The organism is Streptomyces sp. NPDC051315 (assembly GCF_044455165.1).
GTDB lineage: Bacteria > Actinomycetota > Actinomycetes > Streptomycetales > Streptomycetaceae > Streptomyces.
This window is the reverse complement of the sequence record NZ_JBITEN010000014.1, coordinates 1-25634: the sequence shown is the minus strand read 5'-3', so window position 1 is coordinate 25634 and position 25634 is coordinate 1. Positions and strand designations below refer to the sequence as shown.

Below are 25634 nucleotides of genomic sequence, written 5' to 3'. Positions count from 1 at the left end.
GCGGTAACCTGACGGACTGTCAGCCATCTGTCCAGCGCCTGGAGGTGCCCCAGCATGGCCGGTCTGAAGGACGCCACCGCCATCGTCGGCATAGGCCAGACACCCTTCGCCAAGCACCTCCCCGAGGACGAGAGGACCCTCGCCTGCCGTGCCGTCCTCGCCGCGCTCGACGACGCCGGGATCGCGCCCGGCGAGGTCGACGCGCTCGCCTCCTACACCATGGAGGAGACGGACGAGGTGGAGCTGGCGAAGGCGGTCGGCCTCGGGGACCTCACCCACTTCAGCCGCGTCCCCTACGGCGGCGGCGGCTCCTGCGCCACCGTCGCCCACCTCGCCGCCGCCATCGCCTCCGGGCAGGCCACGGTGGGCGTCGCCTGGCGGTCACGGAAGAGGGGCAGCGGGCCCCGCCCCTGGACCGACACCACCGTCCAGCTCCCCACCCCCGCCCAGTGGACCCGGCCCTACGGTCTCCTGCGGCCCGTCGACGAGATCGCCATGCTCGCCCGCCGCTACCTGCACGAGTACGGCGCCACCCGGGACCACCTCTTCAACGTCGCCCTCGCGTGCCGCAACCGCGCCAACCAGAACCCCGCCGCCGTCATGTACGCACGGCCCCTCACCCGCGAGTCGTACATGACCTCCCGCTGGATCAGCGAACCCCTGTGCCTGTACGACAACTGCCTGGAGACGGACGGGGCGCTGGCCTGCGTGGTCGTGAGCCGCGAGCGCGCCCTCGACTGCCGCCACCGGCCCGTCTACGTCCACGCGGCCGCCCAGGGACTGCCCGCCCAGCACCACGGCATGGTCAACTACTGGAACGACGACCCGCTCACCGGCCCCGCCTGGACCGCCGCCCGGCACCTGTGGAAGCACGCCGACCTCACCCCGCAGGACGTCGACGTCGCCCAGATCTACGACGCGTTCACCCCCCTCGTCCTGCTGTCCCTGGAGGGGTACGGCTTCTGCGGCCGGGGCGAGGCGGGCGCGTTCACGGAGGGCGGCGCGCTGGAGACCGGTGGACGGCTGCCCCTCAACACCGGTGGCGGCGGGCTCAGCGAGGCGTACGTCCACGGCTTCAACCTCATCACCGAAGGCGTGAAGCAGTTGCGCGGGACGAGCACCGCCCAGGTGCCGGGCGCCGCCACCTGTCTGGTCACCGCCGGTGAGGCAGTCCCCACCTCCGCCCTGCTCCTGAGGAGTTGAGATGCTCGAACCCCTCGTCGACACCGACGGCGCCCCCTTCTGGCGGTACGCCGCCCGGGGCGAACTGCGCGTCCAGACCTGCGCCGGCTGCGGCGAACCCCGTTTCCCGCCCCGGCCCTGCTGCCCGCACTGCCGGTCCTTCGCGAGCGAGTGGACCCGTACCTCCGGGCGGGGACGGATCTGGTCGTACGTCGTTCCCCATCCGCCCCTGCTGCCGGACTACGCCGAGCACGCGCCCTACCACGTCGTCCTGGTGGAGCTGGCCGAGGCCCCCGGGATCCGGCTGGTCGGGAACCTGGTGCCGGAGGCCGGGGCACCGCTCGGCTCCCTGCCGCCCGGCCGGCTCCGCATCGGCGCCCGGGTGCAGGCCGTGTTCGACGGGGGCGGGTCCTCGCCGTGTCCCCCGCAGTGGGTCCTGGAGCGGCCGTGAGCCTGCGGATCAGCGCCGACGAGGACACCGGCGTCGCCGTCGTCGCCCTCGACCGGCCCGACCGGCTCAACGCCATCGACCTCGGCACGGCCCGCGAACTCACCGCCGTCTGGCGCCGGCTGCGCTTCGACGACTCCGTGCGGGCCGTCGTCCTCACCGGCTCGGGCACGCGCGCCTTCTCCACCGGGATCGACCGGGACGTCGTCGTACCGCAGCCCGGCTCGCCCTACATGCAGGACGACCCGCTCCTCACCATCGGGCCGAAGGCGAACGACCTGTGGAAGCCGGTCGTCGCCGCCGTCGAGGGGATGGCCTGCGGCGGCGCCTTCTACCTGCTCGGGGAGTGCGAGTTCGTCGTGGCCGGCGCCGACGCCGTCTTCTTCGACCCGCACACCGCGTACGGCATGGTCAGCGCCTACGAGTCGGTGCTCATGGCACAGCGGATGCCGTACGGGGAGGTCGCGCGGATGATGCTCATGGGGACCGCCGAGCGGCTCTCCGCCCGGCGGGCGTACGAGATCGGTCTGGTCTCCGAACTCGCGCCGTCCGGACAGGCGGTGGAGACCGCCGTCGCCCGCGCCGCCGTCGTCGCGGGCCACCCGGCCGCCGGTGTCCAGGGGACGGTACGGGCTCTGTGGGCGGCGAGGGAGGCGGCGCGCGGGGCGGGGTTCGCGCAGGCGCCGCATCTGATCGCGCTGGGGAACCTGCCGGCCGAGCGGCAGGCCGAGCTGTTCGCCGCACGGCGCGGCAGGGGGTTCCGGGTGCGGTGAGGACCCGTCAGTCGGCCGCTGCGTACGGCTCCGGTTCGCAGTGGTCCACGTCGGCCGCCAGGCCGGGGTGCGCCAGCGCCACCCGCACCCTCCGCGTCTCGTTCGCGGCGACGAACTCGTCCGCGGTCCGCAGGTCCACCTCCTGGGAGTCGGCGTCGAGGAACCTGACGGTGACGGTGAAGTAGGCGCCGTAGGAGTTCGGGTTGGTGACCTCGACGGTGGCGTACGCGTCGGCCTCCGTCGCGCAGCTCACCAGCGTGACCTCGGCGTCCTTCACGTTCTCGGCGGAGCCGCCGGTGCCGTCCGAGCCGTCGTCGGTGTCGTCGTGGTCCTGGCTGGAGCTGCTGCACCCGCCGCCCCCGCCGCTCCCGCCACCGCTGCCGCTCGACGACCCGCTGCCGCTCTTCCCGCTGCCGCTCTTGCTGCTGCTCCCCGTGGAGAACCCGGTCAGCGCGAGCACCACGAGGGCCAGCACGGCCGTGAGCCTGAGGCCGCTCCTCCGTCGATTCATGCGGCCACCCTAGACAGCGCCTGTCACGGTCATGTCACCACCTGGCGGTGGCCTCGTCCCCGGCGTAGCGTCTGGGGATGAGAGAGGCGATCGAGCCGCTCCCCGATGCGGCGGCCGCCGTCCGGATCCCCTTCCGTGCGCCCGGCACGACGGCCGTCGGCGGCGTACGCGCTCAGGCCGTGCGCGCCGTCCCCGTCCCCTTCTCCGCGTCCAGCGCGTACACGCACCGGTCCTTGCTGCACGCGTACACCACCCCGTCGCGGACCAGCGGGGAGCCGGTGATCTCGCCTCCGGTCGCGAGCTTCCAGCGCAGACGGCCGTCGTCGGCCTTCAGGGTGTACAGCAGGTGGTCGGTGGAGCCGAAGTGGATGCGGCCCTCGGCGACCGTGGGCGCGCCGACGATGTCGCCGCCGGCCTGGAAGCGCCACTTGGGCGTGCCCGTGACCGCGTCCAGGGTGTAGAGGCCCTTGCCGCTGCCGACGTGGACGTGACCCGCGGCGACCAGCACCGGGTCGACCGAGGAGCGGGCCTCGGTGGCGATGCGCCAGCGGTCGCGGCCGTCGGTGGCGTCGAGGGCGTAGACCGTGCCGAGGTAGTCGGCGAGGTAGACGCCGCCGCCCGTGACGGCCGGGCCGGGGACGAAGGCGGGCGGGGAGAGGAAGACCGCCGGGGCCTCGAAGTGCCAGCGCACCATGCCGTTCGCCACGTCCACGGCGAGCACCCGGGTGCCGGCGGAGATGTAGGCGTAGCCGTCGGGGGCGGAGGTGACGCGGACCGGTACGCCGCCGCAGGAGGACATGTCGCCGATCGGGTACGACCAGCGCTCGTCGCCCGTGCGGGCGTCCAGGGCCCGCAGCCGGGCGTCCTGCCAGACGTAGACCGTGCCCTCGTGCAGGGCGGGGCCGGCCTCCGGGGACTCGAAGTCGGTCTGACAGCCCGTGACCTCCCACAGCTTCTGGCCGGTGGAGGCCTCCCAGCCCTGCACGCCGCCGCCGCGGGTGCCGGTGACGACCGTGCCCCGCTCGGCCTTGAGGCAGTACACCCAGGCGTCCGTCGCCACCCGCCACAGGTCGGTGCCCTCGCGGGCGTCCAGGGCGAACAGGGTGGGCCCGTCGGAGGCGTGGATCCGGCCGTCCGCGACCGCCATCGACCAGGCCACGTCCCGCGTCTTGAAGCGGCGGCGGCCGGTGGCCACGTCCAGGGCGTGCACCTCGAAGGAGGTGACGTAGACGAGGTCGCCGTCGACGGCCGGGGTGCCCCAGACGTCGTTGGACATGCGGAACCGCCAGGGGCGCCAGCCGGCCGGGGTCTCCGGGGGCGCCGGCGGGGCGGGCGGCGCGGCGGCCGTGTCGGCGCCGTTGGCCCCGGGGCGGGGCCGGGTCCAGTGGGCGAACAGGGCGGGCTCGGGCGCGGACGCCCGAACGGCCGCGGTGGCCCGGACGTCGGCGACGCGCGGGCCGGGGCCGATGGGCACGGCCGCGCCGGGCAGCCGGACGGGGCCGGTGTCGGGGGCGCCGACCGATACCGGCGCGGGCTCGGACGCCGGGGGAGCCGGGATCACGGGGTCGCGCGAGGGCGGGGGCGGCACGGCGGGCCGGGCCATGCCCACGCCGCCACCGCCGCGGCCCGTGGGGGGCGCCGGCGGCACCGGCGGGCGGCCGCCGCGCCGGGACTCGATGAGGGCGACCGCCTTCTCGGGCAGCCACGCCGACGCCGTACCGCTGTCGTCGGAGCCGGAGCCGAAGAGGTGGGGGGCGAGCTGGGCCTGGAGGTCGGCGGGGCTGGGGCGACCCGCGGCCTCCATCTGCATGCAGGAATCGATGAGCGGGCGCAGCTCGTCCGGCAGGCCCTCCAGGTCCGGGCCCTCGCGCAGCAGCATGAAGACCGTCTCGACCGGGTTGGCGCCGTGGAACGGGGGGTGGCCGGTGGCGGCGAAGACGAGGGTGGAGCCGAGGGAGAAGACGTCGCTGGCGCCGGTGACGCTGCGGGAGTCCTTGGCCTGCTCGGGGGACATGTAGGCGGGGGTGCCGACGGCGACGTTCGTCATCGTCAAACGAGTGTTCGACACGCCGGACGCGATACCGAAGTCGATCACCCGCGGGCCGTCCTCGACCACCAGCACGTTCGACGGCTTCAGGTCGCGGTGGACGAGTCCGGCGCCGTGGATCGACTGCAGGGCCTCCGCGACGCCCGCCGCGAGCCAGCGCACCGCCTGGGCCGGGAGCGGCCCGCACTCGTTCACTATCTCCTCGAGGGAGGGCGCGGGCACGTACGCGGTGGCCAGCCAGGGCACGGCGGCGCGCGGGTCGGCGTCGACGACCGCGGCCGTGTAGAAGCCGGAGACCGCCCGGGCCGCCTCCACCTCGCGCGTGAACCGGACACGGAAGAGCTGGTCCTCGGCGAGCTCGGTCCGGACCGTCTTGATCGCCACGCGCCGGCCCGAGGCCGAGCGCGCCAGATAGACCAGCCCCATGCCGCCGGCACCCAGCCGTCCCAGCACCTCGAACGGCCCGATCCGCCGCGGATCGTGCTGCGTCAGCTGATCCACCACTTGCCTGCCACCTCCCCGTACGAGCCGCGTCACCCATATGTGTACGCGACCCCGTGCAGCGTCTCACCACCGCACCGCCATGGCGGCACGCACCCCGATTCTTCCTGGCCGGGCCACCGGTTGCGAACCCCGCGACAATCGGGGTGTCTCATTTCATATACCGACAAACGAGACGGCTCAGCGCTCCAGGACCGCGAACGACGCCCCTTGATTGTCCGTGACGACGGCCACCGTTCCGTACGACGCGGTGAACGGGCCCGCCTGGACGCGTCCGCCGAGCCGGCTCACCGCGCCGAGCGCCGCCTCGCAGTCCGCGACGCCGAAGTGGACGAGGAAGTGGGGCGGCATGACCTCCGGGAACACGTCGGCGACCGGAGCCCGGCCGAAGTCGGGCTCGGCGCCCGGGCCGAACAGGGCGTCGTGGAAGAGGTGACCGTAGAAGGTGTTCACGGTCTCGGTGTCCCGGGCGTAGAGCTGGGCCCAGGCGAAGGTGCCGGGCCGGTGGCGCAGACCGAAGCCCTGGTGACCGCCCGGCTGCCAGAGGCCGAAGACGGCGCCCTCCGGGTCGGTGGCGAGAGCGGCGGTGCCCAGGTCACCGACCGGCAGCGGCGCCATGAGCACCTGGCCGCCGGTTGCCTGGATACGGCGGGCGGTCGCCTCGGCGTCCGGGGTCGCGAAGTACACCGTCCAGACGGTGGGCATCCGGCCGTCGCTCTTGGGGGCGAGCGCGGCGACCGGTTCGCCGTCCAGCCGGGCCCACACGGAGACGCCGTACGCCGCGTCGAAGGTCCATCCGAAGAGCTCTCCGTAGAACCGCCTGCCCGCCTCCACGTCGGGAAGCTGCGCGTCCACCCAGCAGGGGACGCCCTCGGGGTATCCCCCTGTGTACACCGATGCCCTGTTTTCGGCCATACAGCCAACCTAACGGCGCCGCACACAAGCCGCAGACCAGGCACACCCGCCTCCGCATCCCCGCGCACCCCATTTGCAGTCGGCCGAATAGCGCTCCCATCACCCCTCGGTAAGCTGACGGCATGACAGGACAAGTGCGTACCGTCGACGGCCGCGTGGCCGGTCGACGCGGGCAGGCGACGCGGCAGAAGCTGCTCGACTGCCTCAGCGAGATGCTCAGCTCCTCTCCCTACCGGGACGTCAAGGTCATCGATGTCGCCCGGAAGGCGGGCACTTCGCCCGCGACCTTCTACCAGTACTTCCCGGACGTCGAGGGCGCCGTCCTGGAGATCGCCGAGCAAATGGCCTCCGAGGGCGCCGGGTTGACCGAGCTGCTCGCCGGACGGTCCTGGGTCGGCAAGGCGGGCTGGCAGACCGCGCAGGAACTCGTCGACGGTTTCCTGGAGTTCTGGAAGAAGAACGACGCCATCCTGCGCGTCGTCGACCTCGGCGCCGCCGAGGGCGACAAGCGCTTCTACAAACTCCGCATGAAGATCCTCAACTCGGTGAACAACTCCCTCGCGGACGCCGTCGCCGAGCTGCAGGCCAAGGGCAAGGTCGACAAGGACGTGAACCCGGCCGCGATCGCCGGTTCGCTGGTCGCGATGCTCGCGGCGGTCGCCTCGCACCAGAAGGGCTTCCAGTCGTGGGGGGTCAAACCGGCCGAACTCAGGCCGAACCTCGCGCTGTTGGTCCACCTGGGCGTCACCGGCAGGAAGCCGACGAAGTAGCCCGCGGCGGCAGCACCCCCCCTTTTTTATTTGTCCTGAGACCCCAAGTCCTGTCTGGCAGGCGGTGGTTCCCCGGTCCCCCCGGGCGAACCACCGCCTGTCGCGCTCTGTGCCCTCCTCGTGACGACGTCGACGCGCCCGCCGCGGTGCGCCGCTCGGGGACGCCCGTGAACCGGTGGTGACACATTCCGGTCCGCTCACCGCGTATCTCAAGGAGTGGAGGCACATGGTCCCTCATGTGCCCCGGACGCCTCTTTGAGGGGGACAGTTGCGCAAGAGACACAACGGCCGGGGCAGGGTCGTCGTCGCGGCGGCGCTCGCCCTGGCCGCGGGAGCGGTCACCGCGTTGCCCGCCACCGCCGCTCCACCACCCCCCGGCGCGCCCGCCACGGCGGGGACCGCCGCCGGGTCGCCCGCTGGCCACCGGCTTCGCACGCGAGGCGAAGCCGGAGGAGATGGCGAAGATCGGCACCCGGCTGGGGGCCACGGTCCCCGGAAAGCAGGGGGTGCTCGCCGCCCGACCGGTCGTCCCGGACGTCTTCGGCTCCCTTCACAGCCCGGGCGTCATACGTCCGCTGCCCGTGGCGACGACGACGTACGTGACGACGGCGGGTACCGACTGGTTCATCGGGCTGGACCAGGTCGACGACACGGGGGTCCACCCCGAGCAGTCGGTCAGCGCGGGCATACGGCGTTACGAGGCCGGCGAGTCGTACCGCCGTGATCTGGGCGTCGGCGTCTTCGGTCCCGCGCTGGAAACCGGCGAGGGCGTCTCGCGCGAGGGTGACCGGATCACGGGATGCCTGGAACTCCTCAAGGACGGCGCGGGCAACGGGAGCTACTCCACCGAGGACACCGTCTCGGCCACGCTGTACCGGGACGGGGTCGAGGTCGCCTCCTCACCGGACCTCCTGGGCTGCTGGGACGGTGTCACCGTCCCGGCGGAGCCCGGCGACTTCCGGCTCACGGCGACGGCCGCCCGCGGCGGCTCCTCCGCCGCGCCCACCGAGGTCTCGGCGGCCTGGACCTTCACCTCCGGCCACACCACCTCCGAGCAGGCGCTGCCCGTCTCCGTGGTCCGTTTCGCGCCGCGCCTCGACAGTGACACGACGGCCAGGGCCGGAGCGGTCACCCGAGTGCCGGTGACCGTGCTCGGCGCGGCCGCCGGCGAGAACCTCAGGTCGCTCACCGTCGAGGTCAGTCACGACGGCAGGACCTGGCAGAAGGTGAGGGTGAGCAACGGCGGCTTCCTGGTCCGCAATCCCGCGGCCGGCCAGGGCGTCTCGTTCCGCGCCGTCGTGGTCGACAAGCAGGGCAACACGCTGACCCAGACGATCAGCAACGCCTACCGGGGGAAGTGACCCCGGCCGGCAGGGGGCGTGTGATCCCGTCCGGCACGGGGGCGGCAAGCGACCCCGTCCGGCACGGGGGCAAGCAGTCCCCTCCGGCACGGGGCCATGCGACCCCGTCCGGCACGGCAGCGGTCCGGTCGGCACCCGTCGGCCGGGCCGCGCTGCTGCGTGACGGCCGGCCCCCGCCGCGTCCCGTCCCGCCATGGCTCGCGCGGACGCCGGACGCCCCGGGTCACGCCGGCAGCGGCCGGGCCTTCACCACGTGCTTCATCACCAGCGTGGACGTCAGCCGCTGCACCCCCGGCAGGGTCGCCAGCCGCTCGTCGTACAGGCGCTGGAAGGCCGCGAGATCGGCGGTGGCCACCCGGAGCAGATAGTCGGGCTCCCCGAACAGGCGTTCGGCCTCCAGTACGTGCGGGATGCCGGCCAGCGCGCTCTCGAACTCCGCGACCGTGTCCCGGTCCTCCTGCCGCATCGAGACGAAGACCAGCGCCTCGAAGGTCAGCCCGACGGCGGCCGGGTCGACGACCGCCCGGTAACCGCTGATGGCGCCCGACCGCTCCAGCTCCCGCAGCCGCCGGTGGCACGGCGAGACGCTCAGCCGCACCCGGGCGGCCAGCTCGGTCACGGTCAGCCGCCCGTCCTGCTGCAGCTCGGCAAGGATTTTCCGGTCCACGTCGTCCATGGGGTGGATCCTCCCCCACTCTCCGCCATATCGCGAAAAGTTCGGGAACACCTTCGGGCGTATCGCGCCTAATGTCCCCACCATGGACTCCGGAACGCTGATCTCCTTCCTCGTCGTCGACCTGCTGCTGGTGTGCGTGCCGGGCGCCGACTGGGCCTACGTGATCGCCGCCGGCCTGCGCGGCCGTTCGGTGGGCGCCGCGGTGGGCGGGCTGGTCAGCGGCTACGCCCTGCACACGGCGCTGGCGGCCGCCGGCCTCGCCGTCCTGGTCGCCGGGTCGCCCGCGCTGCTCACCGCGCTCACGGTGGCCGGCGCGGCGTACCTGGTGTGGCTGGGGTGGGGGGTGCTGCGCCGGCCGGCGGTGCCGGAGGCGGGGGAGGCGGTCGAGGAGGGCCGGGTACGGGTCTTCCTGCGCGGTGCCACGATCAGCGGCCTGAACCCCAAGGGGCTGCTGCTCTACCTCTCGGTCCTGCCCCAGTTCCTGGTGACCCGGGACGCGCGTCTGCCGGTGCCCGCGCAGACCGCCGCGCTCGGCCTGCTGCACATGGCGTGCTGCGCCGCCGTCTACCTGACGGTGGGCGTCGCGGCCCGCGCGCTGCTGGGCGCCCGCCCCGCCGCCGCCCGTGCGGTCACCCGGACGTCGGGGGCGGCGATGCTGGGGATCGGGGCGTTCCTGCTGGTCCAGCGGCTGGCCCTCGGCGGGTGAGCCGGAACAGCCGTATCTCCCGCTCCACCCGCGCCTGGTACGTCGCGTACGGCGGCCAGAAGGCCAGCGCCGCCTTCCAGACCGCCGCCCGCTCCTCCCCCTCCAGCAGCCGGGCCGTCACCGCGATGTCGGTGCCCTTCCAGCTGATCCCGGCGTCGGGGTGGGCGAGGAGGTTGGCGGTCCAGGCGGGGTGGCCGGGGCGGCCGAAGTTCGAGCCGATCAGGATCCAGCTCCGGCCCCCGTCCTCGGGCAGGCAGGCGAGGGGGGTGCGCCGGGGCTGCCCGCTGCGGGCGCCGGTGGAGGTCAGGACGACCCCCGGCAGCAGCCGCGCGCTGAGCAGCACCCTTCCCCGGGTGAGCCGGTGGACGGCCCGGTCCAGGGCCGGGACGACGTGCGGGGCGACCCTGGCGAAGGCCGGGGCCGAGGAGATCTTCTGCACGAGCCGGACGCCGGTCACACCACCACCTCCCGGCGCGAGAAGATCCTCGCCTCTTCGGCCGCGTGGGCGCGCAGCCGGTGCACGGGACCGAACAGCAGGTCGTCGCCGGCGGCCCGCTTGAAGTACAGGTGGGCCTCGTGCTCCCAGGTGAAACCCATGCCTCCGTGCAGCTGGATCGCCTCCGCGGCGGCCGTGCGCAGGGCCTGGAGCGCCTGGGCGAGGGCGAGTCCTCCGACCCGCCCGCCCCGGTCCGCCCGCTCGCCGTCCGCCCGCTCGTCCCGGCCCGCCGCCCAGGCGGCGTAGTGGGCGGCCGAGCGGGCGGCCTGCACCTGCACGTACACGTCGGCCAGCCGGTGCTGGACGGCCTGGAAGGAGCCGATCACCCGCCCGAACTGCTCGCGCCGCCCCACGTACTCGACGGTCTGCTCCAGCGCGCGCTCGGCGGCGCCGACGGCCTCGCAGGCCAGGACGGCGGCGGCACGGTCGCCGAGGCGGGCGAGGGCCGCGCGGACGTCCTGGTCCTCACCGCCGCCCAGCGCCTCGGCCCGCACCTCGCGGAGTTGCACCCGTCCCTGCGGCCGGGTCGGGTCCAGCGCGGTCTGCCGTACCCGGACGAGCCCCTCCGCGTCCCCCGGGACGAGGAAGAGCAGGACCCGGGAGCGGACGAACCCGCCGGTGTGGGCCGGGACCAGCAGCAGTCCGGCACTGTGCCCGTCGAGGACCTGCGCGGCCTCTCCGTACAGCCGCCACCCGCCGTCGACGCGCCGGGCCTGGACGCCGCCGGCGCGTCCCCCGCCCGCCCAGTCGCCCGCGTTCCCGCCGGTCAGCGCGAGGGCGGTGGACAGGGCGGGCGCGGGGACGGCGAGGGTGGCGGTGAGGGCGCCGGAGGCGAGGCGCGGGAGGAGGGCGGTCCGCTGGGCGTCGGTGCCGAGGGCGAGGACCGCCGGCGCGGCGAGGACGGTGGTCGCGAGGAGGGGCGAGGGGGTGAGGGCCCGGCCGGTCTCCTCGCAGGCGAGGGCGAGGTCGGTGACCGGGCAGCCGATCCCGCCGTACGCCTCCGGGAGGGCGAGGCCGGGCAGGCCGAGGTGGCCGGCGAGGGCGGCCCAGAGGGCGGGGTCGTGGCCGGTGGGGGTGGAGAGGGCGGCCCGCAGGTCGTGCGGCCCACAGCGTTGGTGGAGCAGGTCCCGCAGGGTGCGGCGGATCTCGTCCTGTTCGGCGGTGACAGTGGGGTCCATGGCCGGCACTCCTCCCGATCTGACGGTCCGTCATGTTAGGGCGGTGCGGCGGGGATTCCCAGAGCGGCGACCCGGCCGCCCCCTGCCGCCTCCACCCGATCTGATGTACCGTCAGATTCATGGCACCCCTCTCACCGGCGCGCCGCGAGGTCGCCGTGGTCGGCGTGGCGCTGGCCGACTGCGGCCGGGTGGACGACGCCACGCCGTACGCCCTGCACGCCCAGGCGGCCCGGCGGGCGCTGGCGGACGCGGGGCTCGGGCGGGAGCTGGTGGACGGCCTCGCCTCCGCCGGGCTGGGCACGCTCGCCCCCGTCGAGGTGGCCGACTACCTGGGCCTGCGCCCCACCTGGGTGGACTCCACCTCGGTCGGCGGCTCGACCTGGGAGGTCATGGCGGCCCACGCGGTGGACGCGATCGCGGCCGGCCACGCGAACGCGGTGCTGCTGGTCTACGGCTCGACAACCCGCGCCGACATCAGGGCCGGCCGCCGCACGGGCACGTTCGCCTTCGGGGGCCGGGGCCCGCTCCAGTTCGAGGTCCCCTACGGGCACACCCTGATCGCCAAGTACGCGATGGCCGCGCGCCGCCACATGGTGCAGTACGGCACGACGGTCGAACAGCTGGCGGAGGTCGCGGTCCAGGCCCGGGCGAACGCCGCCCTGAACCCCGAGGCGATGTTCCGCACGCCGGTGACGGTGGACGACGTCCTGTCCGGCCCGATGATCGCCGACCCCTTCACCACACTGCACTGCTGCCTGCGCTCCGACGGTGGCGCGGCGGTCCTGCTGGCGGCCGCGGAGTACGTACGGGACTGCCGTACGGACCCGGTGTGGGTCCTCGGCACCGGCGAGCACGTGTCGCACGCGAGCATGACGGAGTGGGACGACTTCACGGTGTCCCCGGCGGCGGTGAGCGGGCGGCTGGCGTTCGGACGGGCCGGGGTGGGGCCCGGGGAGATGGACTTCGCGCAGATCTACGACGCCTTCACCTACATGACGCTGGTGACCCTCGAGGACCTGGGCTTCTGCGGGAAGGGCGAGGGCGGGGCCTTCGTGGAGAAGGGACGGCTGCGGGTCGAGGGCGGGGCGCTGCCGGTGAACACGGACGGAGGCGGACTGTCGGCCCAACACCCCGGCATGCGGGGCCTGTTCCTGCTCGTGGAGGCGGTACGGCAGCTGCGGGGGGAGGCCGGGCCCCGGCAGGTGCGGGCGCGCGACGGTGAGGTGCCGCGTCTGGGGGTCGCCTCGGGGACCGGGGGCTGGTTCTGCTCCTCGGGGACGGTGGTGCTGGGGCGGGGGTAGCCTCGGTCCGCCCGGCCGGGCGGACAGGAGGGGCGAATGACCTGGAGCGAGGCGGAGTACGTCGACTGCCTGGAGGGCGAGCGGCGTCGCTACGCGTGGGTCATGCGCCGGTACGGCGGCCTGACCCCGCCGGAGTCCTGGGCGGCGGCCCTGGATCGCTACCCCTACGAGCCGGCCGCCGAGCCGTACCGGGGACTGGTCCTCCACGACGAGGCGTGGCACTGGGCGATGCTGACCCTGCACGGCGACCGCTACCCCGTGGACCGTCCGGACCTGGCCTCTCCCTCGGCGGAGTACCCGGCCCTCGGCTGAACCGCCGCCACCGGAACCGGATCGTCCGTGATACTCGGGACCATGGGACCGGATCTTCACGAGTTGCTGAGGTCGCTGCGGGTGTGGGACCCGGAGGTGACCCGACTGCCGTCCTTCGACCCGGGGGCGGTGCCCGCCGACCCCCTGGAGCTGTTCGCGGCGTGGTTCGCCGAGGCGGTGGCGGCGGGTGAGCGGGAGCCGCACACGATGACGCTGGCGACGGTGGACGAGGAGTCTCTGCCGGACGCCCGGATCGTGATGCTGCACGGCGCCGACGCGGACGGCTGGTCCTTCGCGACCCACGCGACCAGCCGCAAGGGCCGCCAGCTGGCCGCCCGCCCCTACGCGGCCCTCACCTTCTACTGGCCCGTGCTGGGCCGCCAGGTGCGGATGCGCGGCCCGGTCGCCGTCGCGCCGGCCGAGGAGGCGCGGACCGATCTGCGGGTCCGCTCGACGGGCGCGCTGGCCGCCGCGCTGACCGGGCGGCAGAGCGAGGTCCTGGGCTCGCTGGAGGAGTTGGCGAGGGCGTCGGAGGCGGCCTGGGAACGGGCGCGCCAGGACCCGACGGCCGAGTCCCCGACCTGGACGCTGTACCGGCTGCGGCCGGAGGCGGTGGAGTTCTTCCAGGGGGAGGAGAGCCGACGGCACGTGCGGCTCAGGTACCGGCGGGGTGACGGGGACTGGGCCGGCGAGTTGCTGTGGCCGTGAGACGGACCCACGGCAACCTTTCCGGACGCGGCGGCCACTGAGGGGACGAGGTGTGCTCCCGAACCGCGTAAGGACTGATCCGTGGCATCCCCTTCGCACCGCCGTTCCCGCCGTGAGCGGCGCACCGTCCCTGTCGTCACCGTCGCCGGGGCGGCGGTGGTGGCCGTCGCGGTCGTCGTGTCCCTGGTGATGGGCCTGCGCCCCGACCGCGAGGCCGGCGCCGGCGGTGCCGCGGGCACGCCCGTCGCGGGCGCCGGGGCCGTCGACGCGCCGACGGTCACGGCGCCCGCCTCGTCGTCCAGGACGCCGTCGGCGTCTCCCGCCTCCCCGAGCGCGACGACCGGTACGGCGACCCCGTCGGCCGCCCCCTCGGCCTCCGCCGCCGGCGCGTCGGCGCGTCCGACGTCCGCCGCCGGCCGCCGGACGTCGTCGCCCGGGGCACCGTCGGCGGGACGGATACAGCCGGGCGTCGACTACCGAGGCGTCGCCACCTCCTACGACGCCGGGGACGGTGACGGCGCCTGCTCGTTCGGCCCCAGCGGCGACCTCATGATCGCGGCGATGAACACGGCCGACTACGAGACGTCCAAGGCGTGCGGGGCGTACGTCCGCGTCCGCGCGGACAACGGCGCCTCCGTCACGGTCCGGATCACCAACGAGTGCCCGGCGCCCTGCGAGCCCGGGCAGCTCGACCTCAGCACCCAGGCGTTCGCCGAGCTGGCCGACGTCTCGGCCGGCCGGATCGCGATCACGTGGAGCCTGCTGAGCCCCAGCACGTCCGACACCCTCTCGATCCGGTACAAGACCGGGTCCAGCCGTCACTGGTGCGGCATCCAGGCACTCGGCCACCGCAATCCGCTGGCGCGGCTGGAGGTGCGGACGAGCGGCGGCTGGGTCGCGTTGCCCCGCACCGAGTACAACTACTTCCTGTCCGAGCAGGGCAGCGGGTGCGGGGGCGCGATCAGGGTCACCGACATCTACGGGGAACGGCTGACGATCGACGGGATCGCGCTGCGCCCGGAGGCCGTGCAGGCGACCGGGGTCCAGTTCGCCGCGCACTGATCCCGCGGCGGCCCCCTCCCGGCCCACCTCGCGGCCGACCGCCGGTGGGCGGGCGGCCGTCCCGCTGGGCCGGCGGGGGCCGGGGCGGCCGTCCCTGCCCCCGCCCCCGCCGGGCCCTGTCCTTCCGGACCCGCCACCACGGCGTCCTCTCCCGGAGGCCGCCCGCCACTTCACCGGCATGGGGTCCGCCCCCGCCCGGCTCTTCGCCGCCGGACCGGACGGCCCGCTCACCCGCTGACGCCGTCACCGGCGCTCCCGGCCGCCCGGAACACCGGCACCCCCTCCCGGAAGTCCACCTCCAGCTCCATCCCGGCGCGCAGCGGCTCCCCGCCCTCCGCCACCCCCACCACCTCCGTCGCCATCCGCGGCCCCTCCGCCAGGTCGACGACGGCGGCGACGTACGGCGTCCGCTCCCCGAACGGCGGCAGGTCGTTGCGGTGGACCACGGACCAGGTGTAGAGCGTGGCCCGGCCGCTCGCGGGCTCCCAGGCCACGTCCTCGCTCCAGCAGTACGGGCAGAACTCCCGCGGGTAGTGGTGGGCCCGCCGGCACGCCCCGCAGCGCCGGATCAGCAGCCGCCCCCCGGCGGCGGCGTCCCAGTAGGCGCGCGTGAAGGCGTCGGTCTCGGGGACGTCGTACCGCCCGCCCCCGGCGACGGTCACCGGAACCACCCCAGCGCGCCGTCGAGCGACCAGGTCTGCCAGGACACCCCGAACAGCGCGACGACCGAGATCAGCGCCATCATGCCGTTCTGCCCCTGCTCGGCCCAGTCGTGGATCATGAGGGTGAGGTAGAGCAGGTTCAGGACCAGGCCGCCCACCAGGGCGAGGGGGGTCAGGAACCCGGCGACGAGTCCGAGGCCGAGGGCCAGCTCCGCGTACAGGACGACGTACGCCATCACGCGTGGCCTCGGCGTCACCACCAGGTCGAAGCCGGACCGTACGGCGCTCCAGCGGTGCTTCGCCGCCACGTCCGCCGCCCAGGCGATGCCGGAGCCCTCGGACCAGCTCTTCTTCTCCTTGTGCCGCCAGCTCTCCAGCCACCACAGACCGAGCCCGATCCGCAGCACCGCCAGCCACTCCGCCCCGCCCAGCCAGATCGTGTCCATGGACACCCGCTCCCGCCGACGCCGACATCTGACGGTACGTCAGTTCAGTGGAGGACGCCCGCTTCCGCAAGCCCCCTCACCTGAAGAACGGCTTTCACCGGGCCCACGGGGGAGGGAGGGGAAGCTGTGCGTTCACCGTGAAGCTATGCGTCGTCCATGAATGTCCGGCACATTGTTGACGATTTTGTTGGCCGCGAAATACGTTCGCAACCGCAAGCCCCAGCAGCAGTACGCCGGACGTGAGAGGCAGCAACGTGAAGCACAGGGCAGTCAAGCGCAGGTCGGTCGTCCTCGGCATCGGCGCCACCGCCGGTGTGGCGGCGGTCGGCGGCATCGCACTGAGCGCGCAGGCGTCCAGTTCGTCCTCCTCGGCCTCCTCGGCCTCCTCCTCGGACGGTCTGGTCTTCGACCCGGACGCCTACACGGAGCTGACCACCACCATCACGGACGCGGACGGCACCGACCGCTCCGTGACCTACCGCTTCTGGAAGGCGATCACCTACGTCGCCAAGCCGGTCGACGCGACCTACCAGAGCCTGAACGTCAGCGTGCCCGTGAAGATCGACGGCACGGCCGTGGACGCGAGCGACGCGCCGATCCTCTTCGCGAACGCGGTCGGCGGTTACATGCCGTCGTCCGTCGCCGACGCGACCGGCGTCGGCGGCGCGGGCATGACCGGCGGGGCCCCGGGCGGCACCGGAGGCGCCGCCCCCAGCGCCTCCGCCTCCACCGGCGAGGTCCAGTCCGGCGGCAACGCCATGCTGAACCAGGGCAAGATGGTCAGCCTGCCCAAGCTGGCGCTCGCCGCCGGGTACGTCGTCGTCGAGCCCGGCGCCCGCGGCCGTACCCTCAAGAACTCCGCCGGCGAGTACTACGGTGTCGCCCCGGCCGCGATCGTCGACCTCAAGGCCGCCGTGCGGTACGTGCGCGCCAACAAGGGCCGCATCCCCGGCAACACCGACCGGATCGTCTCCTCCGGCACGAGTGCCGGCGGCGCCCTGTCCTCGCTGCTCGGCGCCTCCGGCGACAGCCCGCTCTACGACGCGTACCTGAAGGAGATCGGCGCCGCCGACGCCTCCGACGCGATCTTCGCGACCGGCGCCTGGTGCCCGATCACCGACCTGGAGCACGCCGACGGCGCCTACGAGTGGAACTGGGGCACCAACGCCCTGAGCACCGGCAAGCAGGTCGACCAGACGGTGTCGAAGCAGCTCCGGTCGCAGTTCGCCGAGTACCAGGCCTCCCTCAGGCTCAAGGGCCTGAACGACTTCGGCACCCTCAACGCCCGCAACTACGACGCGTACCTGCTCAAGCAGTACATGGAGCCCTCGGCCACCACCTACCTCGCCGCCCTGTCGGACTCCGAGCGCGCGACGTACCTGGCCGCCAACACCTTCATCACCTGGAAGAACGGCAGGGCCACCTTCTCCTGGGCCGACTTCCTCACCCACGTCGGCGCCCGCAAGAAGACCGTCCCGGCCTTCGACGCCTTCGACCTGTCGACGGGCGAGAACAACGAGTTCGGCACGGGCACGACCGTCTCCCGCCACTTCACGGCGTACAGCCTGAAGAACGACACCACCGGGCTCACCGGCAAGCGTCTCGACAGCGACGTCCCCGAGCTGCTGCGGCTGATGAACCCGATGTACTTCCTGGTCGAGAAGGCCAACCCCCAGCGCACCAAGCACTGGTGGATCCGCCTCGGCACCAAGGACTCGGACACCTCGCACACCGTCTCCGCCAACCTCGCCGCCGCCGCGCACGCCCTCGGCGACGACGTCAGCCACCTCTACTACTGGGACGAGGGCCACGGCGCCAACACCGACCCGGGCGACTTCATCGCGTGGATCGCCAAGGTCGCCGGCTACAAGGCCCGCAAGCGGTAACCGGCCTCCCCGCCGGGAGGCCCCCCGATCGCGGCGTCCGTTTCCCGTCATAAGAACCGACGCCGCCCCCCGCGACGCCGGGCTCCAGCGCACCTGGACCCGGCGTCGCGGCTTCCCCACAACCAGGTGGGGTACGCCACCGGTCCTACCCGGATCTCCCCCAAGCGTGATCAATCCGCAACCAATTCCGGTCTTGACCGAGACCCATCAATCGCGTGCGTGATTACGCTCGCGCTCATGGCCGACTCCACACCGACCGCGAACGCCGCCGCGATCACCCCCGCGAACCCCGCCGACCGTCCCGTCTACGTGATCGGTGGCGGCCCCGGCGGACTCGCCACCGCGTACGCGCTGCGCGCCCAGGGGATACGCGCCGTGGTGGTGGAGCGGGCCGACGGGGTCGGCGCGTCCTGGCGGCGCCACTACGACCGGCTGCGTCTGCACACCACCCGGCGGCTGTCGTCCCTGCCCGGCCTCGCGATGCCGCGCCGGTTCGGGCGGTGGGTGGCCCGTGACGACGTGGTGCGTTACCTGGAGAAGTACGCCGAGTACCACGAGCTGGAGCTCGTCACCGGTGTCGAGGTCTCCCGCGTCGAACGCACCCCCGACGGCACGGGCTGGCTGCTGCGCGCCTCCGGCGGTCGCGAGCTGACGGGCTCGGCGGTCGTCGTCGCCACCGGCTACAACCACACCCCCCACCTGCCGGACTGGCCGGGCCGTGAGGCGTACACCGGTGACCTCACGCACGCCTCCGCCTACCGCGACGGCAGGCCCTACGCCGGCCGGGACGTCCTGGTCGTCGGCGTCGGCAACACCGGCGCGGAGATCGCCGTCGACCTGGTGGAGAGCGGGGCCGAGCGGGTACGGCTGGCCGTGCGCACCGTCCCGCACATCGTGCGCCGTACGACCGCCGGCTGGCCCGCCCAGTACAGCGGCATCCTGGTCCGCCGGCTGCCCGTGGGCCTCGTCGACCGGATCTGCCGGGTGATGGCGCTGAGCCTGCCCGACCTCTCCGCGCACGGGCTGCCGCGTCCCGACACGGGGCTCTACACCCGGGCCCGGCAGGGGGCGGTCCCGGTGCAGGACGCCGGCCTGATCGACGCGGTGCGCAAGGGCCGGGTCGAGGTGGTGGCCGCCGTGGAGGCCTTCGAGGACGGCAAGGTCGTCCTCGCCGACGGCACCCGGATCTCCCCGGACGCCGTCGTCGCCGCCACCGGGTACGTGCGCGCCCTGGAGGGCCTCGTCGGCCACCTCGACGTCCTGGACGACCGGGGCCTCCCGGTCACCCACGGCCCCCGCGCCCCGGAGAACGCGCCCGGCCTGTACTTCACCGGCTTCACCACGCCCATCAGCGGCACCCTCCGTGAGCTGGCGATCGACGCGGAGCGGATCGCCAAGGCCGTCCGCCGCCAACTCGCCTGACCCTCCTGCCCGTTTCACACGTGTCCGTGGCGACCGGAGCGTTGCCCGTGCCCCCGCGCGGAGCCAGAATGTGAGCCCTGTTCACCTTTCCGGCTCCGCCCCTCTCGCTCTCGAAGCGTTCTGTGTGCACGACCATTCCTGACAGACCGTCAGTTCTGTAACCTGACAGTGCGTCAGCTACTTGCCAGTCACCGTCACACAGGAGCGGGCGGACCGATGCTTGGATCAACCCACGGCACCCTCACCACCGACTCCCGCGGGGCCCGGGTCCTCGCGTGCGGCGAGAGGCCCGGGCCCGCCGTCCACGGCCGGCCCGCCCACGCGGACGACCTGGACGTCAGCGGACGCCCGCTGTACACGGCCGTCCCCGACCTGGACCGGTTCTTCCGCCCCGAGTCCGTCGCGGTGATCGGCGCCTCGGACGCCGAGGGCCGGCCGAACACCGGGGTCACCCGGCAGCTGGCCGCCTGGGCGCAGCGGGTGGGGGCGCGGCTGCACCCGGTGCACCCCACCCGCGAGACCGTCTTCGGCACCCCCTGCTGTCCTTCCGTCGCCGCCCTGCCCGAGCAGGTCGACCTGGCCGTGCTGCTGGTCGCCGACCCACTGCCGGTGATCGAGGAACTGGCCGAGGCGAAGGCGAGGTTCGCGGTCGTCTTCGCCTCCGGGTTCGCGGAGACCGGCGCGGAGGGCGCCGCCGCGCAGGAGCGGCTCACGGCGGCCGTGCGGCGGGCCCGCTCGGGGATGCGGCTGCTGGGGCCCAACACGAACCTCAACGCCTTCGAACGCTTCCGGGACGACCTCGACGGACCGGCCATCGCGCTCGTCACCCAGTCCGGCCACCAGGGCCGCCCGGTCTTCGCCCTCCAGGACCTCGGCATCCGCCTCTCCCACTGGGCGCCGACCGGCAACGAGGCCGACCTGGAGACCGCCGACTTCCTCTCCTACTTCGCCGAGCGGCCCGAGGTCGGCGCGATCGCCTGCTACCTCGAGGGCCTGAAGGACGGCCGCGCCTTCCTGCTCGCCGCCGACCGGGCCGCCCGGCGCGGGGTCCCGGTCGTCGCGGTCAAGGTCGGCCGCACCGAGACGGGCGCCCGCACCGCCGCCACCCACACCGGCAAGCTGACCGGCGCGGACGAGGTGGTGGACGCGGCGATGCGCCAGTACGGCGTGATCCGCGTCGACGGCCTCGACGAACTCCAGGACACGGCCGCCCTGCTGGCCCGGGCGAGGCCCCCGCGGGCCGACGGGGTGGCGGTGTACGCGATCTCCGGCGGCACCGGCGCGCACGTCGCCGACCTCGCGACGGCGGCCGGACTGCGGCTGCCGCGGCTGTCGCCCGCCAAGCAGGCCGAACTGCACCAGTGGATACCGGAGTACCTGAACGTCGCGAACCCCGTCGACAACGGCGGCCACCCGGTCGGCGACCGGCGCGGCCGCAAGATCATCGACGCGCTCCTGGCCGACCCCGAGGTCAGCGTCCTGATCTGCCCCGTCACCGGCCCGTTCCCGCCGCTCAGCGACCGGCTCGTGCGGGACCTGGTGGACGCGGCGGAGACGACGGACAAGCTGGTGTGCGTGGTGTGGGGCTCACCGGTCGGCACCGAGCCCGCGTACCGGGAGGTGCTGCTCGGTTCCTCCCGGGTGGCGACCTTCCGCACGGTCGGCAACTGCCTCACGGCCGTCCGCGCCTACCTCGACCACCACCGCTTCGTCCGCGACTACCACTCGCCCTTCGACCGGGCCCCGCGCACCCCGTCACCGTCCTTCCGCAAGGCGCGGCTGCTGATGCGTCCGGGCCAGCAGCTCAGCGAGCACGCGGCGAAACAGCTCCTGCGCGCGTACGGGATACGGGTGCCGCGCGAGCAGTTGGTGACCAGCGCGGCGGCGGCCGTGCGGGCGGCGGGGCTGGTCGGCTACCCGGTGGTGATGAAGGCGTCCGGCGCCCGCATCGCCCACAAGACCGAGCTGGGCCTGGTGAAGGTCGGCCTGACCTCGGCCAGCCAGGTGCGCGACGCCTACCGCGAGCTGACCGACATCGCCCGCTACGAGGGCGTCCCGCTGGACGGGGTCCTGGTCTGCCAGATGGTCGAGCGGGGCGTGGAGATGGTCGTCGGCGTCACCCACGACGAGCTCTTCGGGCCGACGGTGACGGCCGGGCTGGGCGGGGTGCTCGTGGAGGTCCTGCGGGACGTGGCCGTCCGCGTCCCGCCCTTCGGCGAGGAGCAGGCCCGCGACATGCTCGCCGAACTGCGCGGCCGCGCCCTGCTGGACGGCGTCCGGGGCCGCCCGCCGGCCGACCTGGACGCGCTGGTGGAGGTCGTCCTGCGGGTGCAGCGGATGGCGCTGGAGCTGGGGGACGAACTGGCGGAACTGGACATCAACCCGCTGATGGTGCTGCCCCAGGGGCAGGGGGCGGTGGCGCTGGACGCGTTGGTGGTGTGCCGGTGAGGAGTGGGCCGGCGAGGGACGGACCGGCGAGGAGATGAAGGGGACACCCGCCCGCGATGGCTGGACCGCGCCAGAACGGAGCATGACCGTGCCCGACCCGGGGATCCGTGACACGACCGACCGCCACGTCACCCACCTCACCCTCGACCGCCCCGAGGCGCTCAACGCCCTCACCCCCGACCAGCGCGACCATCTGATCGCCCTGCTGGCCGGGGCCTCCGCCGACCCGGAGGTCCGGGCGGTCGTCCTCACCGGAACCGGCCGTGGCTTCTGCGCGGGCGCCGACCTGCGGGGCGGCCCCCCGGCCGGGGACCGGATCGCCGGGGACGTGGCCCGCACCCTCCGCCTGGGCGCCCAGCGCCTCATCGCCGCCGTCCTCGACTGCGAGAAGCCGGTCATCGCGGCCGTCAACGGCACGGCGGCCGGCCTCGGCGCCCACCTCGCGCTCGCCTGCGACCTCGTCCTGGCCGCCGAGTCGGCCCGCTTCATCGAGGTGTTCGTCCGCCGGGGCCTGGTCCCGGACGCCGGCGGCGCCTACCTCCTCCCCCGCCTGATCGGCCCCCACCGCGCGAAGGAGCTGATGTTCTTCGGCGACGCCCTCACCGCGACCGACGCCGCGCGCCTCGGCCTGGTCAACCGGGTCGTCCCGGACGGGGAGCTGGACCAGACGGCCCGTGAGTGGGCGGCACGCCTGGCTACCGGCCCCACCCGGGCCCTCGCCCTGACCAAGCACCTCGTCAACACCTCCCTCGACACGGACCGCGCCACCGCCTTCGCCGCCGAGGCCGCGGCCCAGGAGATCAACATGACGACGGAGGACGCGCGCGAGGGCGTGACGAGCTTCGTGGAGCGACGTGCGGCGCGGTTCCGGGGGCGGTGAGAATCAGGACGTCGGCCGCAGGATCCTCAGCTCCCCGGAGTCCGGGTCCCCGACGACCATGAACAGCTCCGGCGCCCGTTCCGTCCCGGCGATCGTCCAGGACGTCTCGTTCCCGCAGCCACTGCCGGTGCCACTGCCGGTGTCGAGGCGTACGACGACCTCGTCCCGGGCGCGGTCGTCGCCCCGCCCGTCGAAGGACCAGCTCCCGGTCCCGTCGCACACCTCGAAGTCCGCGGTCGCCTCGAAGCCGGCCTCGGCCGGCATCCGGGTCAGCTCGGCCCGGCCGCCCGGCCGCAGCCGCAGGACGGCTCCCTCCTCGCCCCGCCAGACGCCGGTGAGGTCGGCGGCGGACAGCTCCGGGGGCTCGTACTCCTCGATCAGGCCGGTGGCGGTGGCCAGCAGGCCGACCGGGAAGGCGAGGACGAACAGGGTGACGGAGGCGACCCCCGCACGCCACCAGAGGCCCCGGGCGCCCGTCGTGCTCCGCGCCCGCGCGTACGCCATCGCGAGGACGGGCAGCACCCCCAGGGCCGCGAGGACGAGGGCGGCGGCGAGGGGCCAGCCCCACAGCACCGCCCCCACGGCGGCCCACACCACGCCGGCCAGGGCCACGCCCAGCAACTGCCTCACCCACAGCGGCCGGCGCACTCCGCGCGGCACGACTGCGGCGAGCGCGGCCCCCGGCAGGATCTGGGCCCACGCGTGCAGCAGCCCCAGCACCGGCAGGTACACGGGCGCGAGGAGGATCACGCAGAGCATCCCGAAGGCCGGGCCGTAGCCGCTCCGGTACGGGTCGGTGGCCAGGGCGTGCGTCCACCACAGCGCGCACACCGCCGGAAGCTGCGCCGCCCCCGCCGCCACGGCCGCCGTCGCCTCGGCGTCCGCCCGGCTCAAGCCCGCCTTGCGCCGTACATCCGCCCACCCCATGAGCGCAGCGTACGGCCCCGTCCCGCCCGCTCCCGCACACCCCTTCTCATCTGACGACCCGTCAGCTTCAATGGCATGCATGATGGGACACGCAGGCATGGCGGCGGCCGCCGTCCGCCATCTCCGGACCCGCCCGGCGGAGCCGTACGAGGCACTGCCCCGCCCCGTGCTGCGCTGCGTCGGCGAGGACGAACGGCCGCCGGTGGACCAGGCCGGCTTCCGGCGCGTCCTGGGGACCTTCGCGACCGGCGTCACCGTCATCACGGCGCCGGCCGCCGAGGACGAGCCCTCCCCCGCCGGCTTCGCCTGCCAGTCCTTCACCTCCCTCTCCCTCGACCCGCCCCTCGTCGCCTTCATGGTCGGCCGCACGTCCACGACCTGGCCCCGCATCGCCCGCGCGGGCGCCTTCTGCGTCAACGTCCTCGCCGCCCACCAGGAGGAGGTGTGCCGCGCCTTCGCGGTGAGCGGCGCCGACAAGTTCGCGGGGGTGGCCCACGACGCCGCCCCCGCCTCCGGCTCCCCGCGCCTCGCGGGCACCCTCGCCTGGATCGACTGCACGATCCACACCGTGCACACGGGCGGCGACCACCTGATCGTGGTGGGCCGGGTGGAGGCTCTGGGCGCGACCGACCGGGACGAACCGCCGCTGCTGTTCCACCGGGGGCGGTTCCTCTAGGCCGTTTCGTTCGGATCATCTGATCGCTAGGTCGGGTGCGTAGTTAAGTGATGTGCAGTGGGCTCGCGGGGGGACCTTCAGTTACGAGAGTCCGCCCATCCCGCTCCGCGCCGTTCAGCCGCGCGGCCCAAGCGCCACACGTCTTGGCTTGCGAACACACAGGGTGAACGAGGCCCGACTGGACGGTGGCCGACACCTCGCAGCTTATGCGGAAATCACGCTTATCACCCCATCGGGTTCAATCTGCACTATTGGTTATGCCAATTGGGCAATCACTCGGCGAGGCGACTTGCGGCCCCCGCGGTCGAGCGCCCCGCGAGGAAAGGCAAACGCGTCGTCTCGAGCGGGCCAGGGCGCTGAAGGGCCACGGCTGCTGCGGCAGGGTCCCGGTACGAGCAGGTCCCGGGTGGTCGTAGCGGAACTGGAGTCCGCCCACAACCACACCGGAGGACGGCCGGTCACCCCCGGCCGCCACACACGCCAGGAGGGCGTACATGTGCAACACTCCTGTTCCCTGCTCGCCGGGCCGCAGCTCCACGACGCTACTGCTGTGCGACACCACCACCACGACCCCGGTCGCGCCCACGGTCGTGGACGACACCGTCACCACCCTCGGCCCGGGGCGGATCTTCCCGGACCTGCCGGGTTCGCACGCCGCTCTGTGGTCCGGCGGCGCCCTCACCTACCCGGCCGACCCGAACGGTTCCGCCGGCGACGGCACCCAGGTCTACCGCACTGCCGTCGGCCGCATCACCGCCACCCCGCCCAACTGCGAAGGAGCCACCGGAACACTCACCGTCTCCACACGCGTCACCCTGAACGGACCGGGCAGAGGAGAACTCGGAGACGGTGCGCTGTGGCTGTACCGCAACACCACAATGATCGCCGAGGACAGTGTGATGCGGAGCGCCCCCGTCGGCCACGTCGAGACCTTGACCGTCTCCGCCCCCATCACAGCGGCAGACCTCGCCGGCGGCAACCTCTACGTGGCCCTGAACTTGGAGACCTTCCACGCCACCAGCAAGTCGTGGACCGCCGATCAGTTCTCCATCACCGCACAACTCAACGGCTGCGCCGTACAGTTCCTGCGCACCTTCGTCATGGAGTGCACCTACTCGGACACCACCCTGGACGGACGCCCGTACACGCCCACCGGCGAAGTCGGTCAGTGCAGCGCACCCGACGACAGCTCGGTCCAGGCACTTTCGTTCGAAACGGCCTAGCTGTGCTGACGTCATCCCGGTCGTGGGGGGGGGGGGGGGGGGGGGGGGGGGGGGGGGGGGGGGGGGGGGGGGGGGGGGGGGGGGGGGGGGGGGGGGGGGGGGGGGGGGGGGGGGGGG

25 protein-coding genes are annotated in these 25634 nt (G+C 73.8%); 16 read left to right on the top strand and 9 right to left on the bottom strand.

The annotated features are described in order from the left end of the window. Positions 1-54: 54 nt before the first annotated feature. From ACIBBD_RS25305 to ACIBBD_RS25295, 3 genes are read left to right on the top strand one after another with little or no spacing between them, the layout of a single operon-like run. Entirely contained in the window at positions 55-1203 is a 1149-nt protein-coding gene (locus ACIBBD_RS25305) for a lipid-transfer protein (protein ID WP_399421810.1), read from the top strand. A gap of 1 nt (position 1204) precedes the next feature. Further along, positions 1205-1633, top strand: coding sequence for a Zn-ribbon domain-containing OB-fold protein (locus ACIBBD_RS25300; RefSeq protein ID WP_399421809.1), 429 nt, complete (start codon positions 1205-1207; stop codon positions 1631-1633). After that, complete coding sequence (locus ACIBBD_RS25295) at positions 1630-2403, top strand: enoyl-CoA hydratase/isomerase family protein (protein ID WP_399421808.1); 774 nt, start codon at positions 1630-1632, stop codon at positions 2401-2403. Before ACIBBD_RS25300 ends, ACIBBD_RS25295 begins: the two co-directional genes overlap by 4 nt. Before the next feature lie 7 nt (positions 2404-2410). Here the strand turns inward: ACIBBD_RS25295 and ACIBBD_RS25290 are convergent, their stop codons facing one another. The 3 genes from ACIBBD_RS25290 to ACIBBD_RS25280 all read right to left on the bottom strand — a co-directional run bounded on the left by ACIBBD_RS25290 (position 2411) and on the right by ACIBBD_RS25280 (position 6377). Further along, positions 2411-2914 (bottom strand): hypothetical protein, encoded by a 504-nt coding sequence (locus tag ACIBBD_RS25290; protein WP_399421807.1) that lies wholly within the window; start codon positions 2912-2914, stop codon positions 2411-2413. A 172-nt stretch (positions 2915-3086) separates the two neighbouring features. Next, positions 3087-5465, bottom strand: coding sequence for a PQQ-binding-like beta-propeller repeat protein (locus ACIBBD_RS25285; RefSeq protein WP_399421806.1), 2379 nt, complete (start codon positions 5463-5465; stop codon positions 3087-3089). Positions 5466-5642: 177 nt separating this feature from the next. Beyond that, a complete protein-coding gene (locus ACIBBD_RS25280) occupies positions 5643-6377 on the bottom strand; it encodes a VOC family protein (RefSeq protein WP_399421805.1) in 735 nt (244 codons plus the stop codon). A gap of 122 nt (positions 6378-6499) precedes the next feature. On the opposite strand from ACIBBD_RS25280, the gene ACIBBD_RS25275 reads away from it, so the two are divergent. Further along, positions 6500-7147 carry a TetR family transcriptional regulator gene (locus ACIBBD_RS25275; protein ID WP_399421804.1) on the top strand — a complete coding sequence of 216 codons (648 nt, stop codon included), beginning with the start codon at positions 6500-6502 and terminating at the stop codon, positions 7145-7147. A 455-nt stretch (positions 7148-7602) separates the two neighbouring features. After that, positions 7603-8508, top strand: coding sequence for a hypothetical protein (locus ACIBBD_RS25270; protein WP_399421803.1), 906 nt, complete (start codon positions 7603-7605; stop codon positions 8506-8508). A gap of 223 nt (positions 8509-8731) precedes the next feature. Here ACIBBD_RS25270 and ACIBBD_RS25265 read toward each other — a convergent pair whose 3' ends face one another. Continuing rightward, entirely contained in the window at positions 8732-9184 is a 453-nt protein-coding gene (locus ACIBBD_RS25265; RefSeq protein ID WP_399421801.1) for an Lrp/AsnC family transcriptional regulator, read from the bottom strand. A gap of 82 nt (positions 9185-9266) precedes the next feature. Between ACIBBD_RS25265 and ACIBBD_RS25260 the strand changes: the two genes are divergently transcribed. Next, positions 9267-9890: a LysE family translocator gene (locus ACIBBD_RS25260; RefSeq protein ID WP_399421800.1), complete on the top strand. Its 624-nt coding sequence runs from the start codon at positions 9267-9269 to the stop codon at positions 9888-9890. On the opposite strand, the gene ACIBBD_RS25255 is transcribed toward ACIBBD_RS25260, so the two are convergent. Together ACIBBD_RS25255 and ACIBBD_RS25250 are read right to left on the bottom strand one after the other, a co-directional pair. Further along, the gene (locus ACIBBD_RS25255; RefSeq protein WP_399421799.1) at positions 9814-10347 is read right to left on the bottom strand and encodes a nitroreductase family deazaflavin-dependent oxidoreductase; all 534 of its coding nucleotides are present in this window, start codon (positions 10345-10347) and stop codon (positions 9814-9816) included. The genes ACIBBD_RS25260 and ACIBBD_RS25255 overlap by 77 nt on opposite strands. Then, positions 10344-11564 (bottom strand): acyl-CoA dehydrogenase family protein, encoded by a 1221-nt coding sequence (locus ACIBBD_RS25250; RefSeq protein WP_399421798.1) that lies wholly within the window; start codon positions 11562-11564, stop codon positions 10344-10346. The genes ACIBBD_RS25255 and ACIBBD_RS25250 overlap by 4 nt, the downstream gene beginning before the upstream one ends. 119 nt (positions 11565-11683) lie before the next feature. On the opposite strand from ACIBBD_RS25250, the gene ACIBBD_RS25245 reads away from it, so the two are divergent. The 4 genes from ACIBBD_RS25245 (at position 11684) to ACIBBD_RS25230 (ending at position 14947) form a co-directional block, all read left to right on the top strand. Next, positions 11684-12865, top strand: a complete 1182-nt coding sequence (locus tag ACIBBD_RS25245) for a thiolase C-terminal domain-containing protein (protein ID WP_399421796.1) — start codon at positions 11684-11686, stop codon at positions 12863-12865. A gap of 36 nt (positions 12866-12901) precedes the next feature. Further along, on the top strand, positions 12902-13177 hold the full coding sequence (locus tag ACIBBD_RS25240; RefSeq protein WP_399421794.1) for a hypothetical protein: 276 nt from the start codon (positions 12902-12904) through the stop codon (positions 13175-13177). Positions 13178-13219: 42 nt separating this feature from the next. Next, positions 13220-13885, top strand: a complete 666-nt coding sequence (locus ACIBBD_RS25235) for a pyridoxal 5'-phosphate synthase (RefSeq protein WP_399421793.1) — start codon at positions 13220-13222, stop codon at positions 13883-13885. Positions 13886-13966: 81 nt separating this feature from the next. Next, a complete protein-coding gene (locus ACIBBD_RS25230) occupies positions 13967-14947 on the top strand; it encodes an expansin EXLX1 family cellulose-binding protein (RefSeq protein WP_399421792.1) in 981 nt (326 codons plus the stop codon). A gap of 227 nt (positions 14948-15174) precedes the next feature. Here ACIBBD_RS25230 and ACIBBD_RS25225 read toward each other — a convergent pair whose 3' ends face one another. Both ACIBBD_RS25225 and ACIBBD_RS25220 read right to left on the bottom strand, forming a co-directional pair. Continuing rightward, entirely contained in the window at positions 15175-15609 is a 435-nt protein-coding gene (locus ACIBBD_RS25225; protein WP_399421791.1) for a Zn-ribbon domain-containing OB-fold protein, read from the bottom strand. Continuing rightward, on the bottom strand, positions 15606-16055 hold the full coding sequence (locus ACIBBD_RS25220; protein WP_399421790.1) for a DoxX family protein: 450 nt from the start codon (positions 16053-16055) through the stop codon (positions 15606-15608). The genes ACIBBD_RS25225 and ACIBBD_RS25220 overlap by 4 nt, the downstream gene beginning before the upstream one ends. 254 nt (positions 16056-16309) lie before the next feature. Here ACIBBD_RS25220 and ACIBBD_RS25215 point away from each other — a divergent pair, with 254 nt between their 5' ends. From ACIBBD_RS25215 to ACIBBD_RS25200, 4 genes are all read left to right on the top strand, one after another. Continuing rightward, a complete protein-coding gene (locus ACIBBD_RS25215) occupies positions 16310-17941 on the top strand; it encodes a subtype B tannase (RefSeq protein ID WP_399421789.1) in 1632 nt (543 codons plus the stop codon). 237 nt (positions 17942-18178) lie between these two features. Next, positions 18179-19363: a flavin-containing monooxygenase gene (locus tag ACIBBD_RS25210; RefSeq protein WP_399421788.1), complete on the top strand. Its 1185-nt coding sequence runs from the start codon at positions 18179-18181 to the stop codon at positions 19361-19363. 216 nt (positions 19364-19579) lie between these two features. Continuing rightward, on the top strand, positions 19580-21811 hold the full coding sequence (locus ACIBBD_RS25205) for an acetate--CoA ligase family protein (protein ID WP_399421787.1): 2232 nt from the start codon (positions 19580-19582) through the stop codon (positions 21809-21811). An 82-nt stretch (positions 21812-21893) separates the two neighbouring features. Beyond that, a complete protein-coding gene (locus tag ACIBBD_RS25200) occupies positions 21894-22691 on the top strand; it encodes an enoyl-CoA hydratase/isomerase family protein (RefSeq protein WP_399421786.1) in 798 nt (265 codons plus the stop codon). A gap of 3 nt (positions 22692-22694) precedes the next feature. On the opposite strand, the gene ACIBBD_RS25195 is transcribed toward ACIBBD_RS25200, so the two are convergent. Continuing rightward, positions 22695-23618 carry a hypothetical protein gene (locus ACIBBD_RS25195; RefSeq protein WP_399421785.1) on the bottom strand — a complete coding sequence of 308 codons (924 nt, stop codon included), beginning with the start codon at positions 23616-23618 and terminating at the stop codon, positions 22695-22697. A gap of 82 nt (positions 23619-23700) precedes the next feature. Here ACIBBD_RS25195 and ACIBBD_RS25190 point away from each other — a divergent pair, with 82 nt between their 5' ends. Next, positions 23701-24294 (top strand): flavin reductase family protein, encoded by a 594-nt coding sequence (locus ACIBBD_RS25190; RefSeq protein ID WP_399422016.1) that lies wholly within the window; start codon positions 23701-23703, stop codon positions 24292-24294. Between the two features lie 494 nt (positions 24295-24788). After that, positions 24789-25517: a hypothetical protein gene (locus ACIBBD_RS25185; protein ID WP_399421784.1), complete on the top strand. Its 729-nt coding sequence runs from the start codon at positions 24789-24791 to the stop codon at positions 25515-25517. Positions 25518-25634: the final 117 nt, after the last annotated feature.

What these genes read in the sequence shown, in the direction of transcription:
- ACIBBD_RS25205 (WP_399421787.1), top strand. Translation starts at nt 19,580, where the DNA reads ATGCTTGGATCAACCCACGGCACCCTCACCACCGACTCCCGCGGGGCC.
- ACIBBD_RS25305 (WP_399421810.1), top strand. Translation starts at nt 55, where the DNA reads ATGGCCGGTCTGAAGGACGCCACCGCCATCGTCGGCATAGGCCAGACA.
- ACIBBD_RS25185 (WP_399421784.1), top strand. Translation starts at nt 24,789, where the DNA reads ATGTGCAACACTCCTGTTCCCTGCTCGCCGGGCCGCAGCTCCACGACG.
- ACIBBD_RS25190 (WP_399422016.1), top strand. Translation starts at nt 23,701, where the DNA reads ATGGGACACGCAGGCATGGCGGCGGCCGCCGTCCGCCATCTCCGGACC.
- ACIBBD_RS25235 (WP_399421793.1), top strand. Translation starts at nt 13,220, where the DNA reads ATGGGACCGGATCTTCACGAGTTGCTGAGGTCGCTGCGGGTGTGGGAC.
- ACIBBD_RS25245 (WP_399421796.1), top strand. Translation starts at nt 11,684, where the DNA reads ATGGCACCCCTCTCACCGGCGCGCCGCGAGGTCGCCGTGGTCGGCGTG.
- ACIBBD_RS25300 (WP_399421809.1), top strand. Translation starts at nt 1,205, where the DNA reads ATGCTCGAACCCCTCGTCGACACCGACGGCGCCCCCTTCTGGCGGTAC.
- ACIBBD_RS25265 (WP_399421801.1), bottom strand. Translation starts at nt 9,184, where the DNA reads ATGGACGACGTGGACCGGAAAATCCTTGCCGAGCTGCAGCAGGACGGG.
- ACIBBD_RS25290 (WP_399421807.1), bottom strand. Translation starts at nt 2,914, where the DNA reads ATGAATCGACGGAGGAGCGGCCTCAGGCTCACGGCCGTGCTGGCCCTC.
- ACIBBD_RS25195 (WP_399421785.1), bottom strand. Translation starts at nt 23,618, where the DNA reads ATGGGGTGGGCGGATGTACGGCGCAAGGCGGGCTTGAGCCGGGCGGAC.
- ACIBBD_RS25210 (WP_399421788.1), top strand. Translation starts at nt 18,179, where the DNA reads ATGGCCGACTCCACACCGACCGCGAACGCCGCCGCGATCACCCCCGCG.
- ACIBBD_RS25270 (WP_399421803.1), top strand. Translation starts at nt 7,603, where the DNA reads ATGGCGAAGATCGGCACCCGGCTGGGGGCCACGGTCCCCGGAAAGCAG.
- ACIBBD_RS25200 (WP_399421786.1), top strand. Translation starts at nt 21,894, where the DNA reads ATGACCGTGCCCGACCCGGGGATCCGTGACACGACCGACCGCCACGTC.
- ACIBBD_RS25240 (WP_399421794.1), top strand. Translation starts at nt 12,902, where the DNA reads ATGACCTGGAGCGAGGCGGAGTACGTCGACTGCCTGGAGGGCGAGCGG.
- ACIBBD_RS25275 (WP_399421804.1), top strand. Translation starts at nt 6,500, where the DNA reads ATGACAGGACAAGTGCGTACCGTCGACGGCCGCGTGGCCGGTCGACGC.
- ACIBBD_RS25280 (WP_399421805.1), bottom strand. Translation starts at nt 6,377, where the DNA reads ATGGCCGAAAACAGGGCATCGGTGTACACAGGGGGATACCCCGAGGGC.
- ACIBBD_RS25220 (WP_399421790.1), bottom strand. Translation starts at nt 16,055, where the DNA reads ATGGACACGATCTGGCTGGGCGGGGCGGAGTGGCTGGCGGTGCTGCGG.
- ACIBBD_RS25250 (WP_399421798.1), bottom strand. Translation starts at nt 11,564, where the DNA reads ATGGACCCCACTGTCACCGCCGAACAGGACGAGATCCGCCGCACCCTG.
- ACIBBD_RS25260 (WP_399421800.1), top strand. Translation starts at nt 9,267, where the DNA reads ATGGACTCCGGAACGCTGATCTCCTTCCTCGTCGTCGACCTGCTGCTG.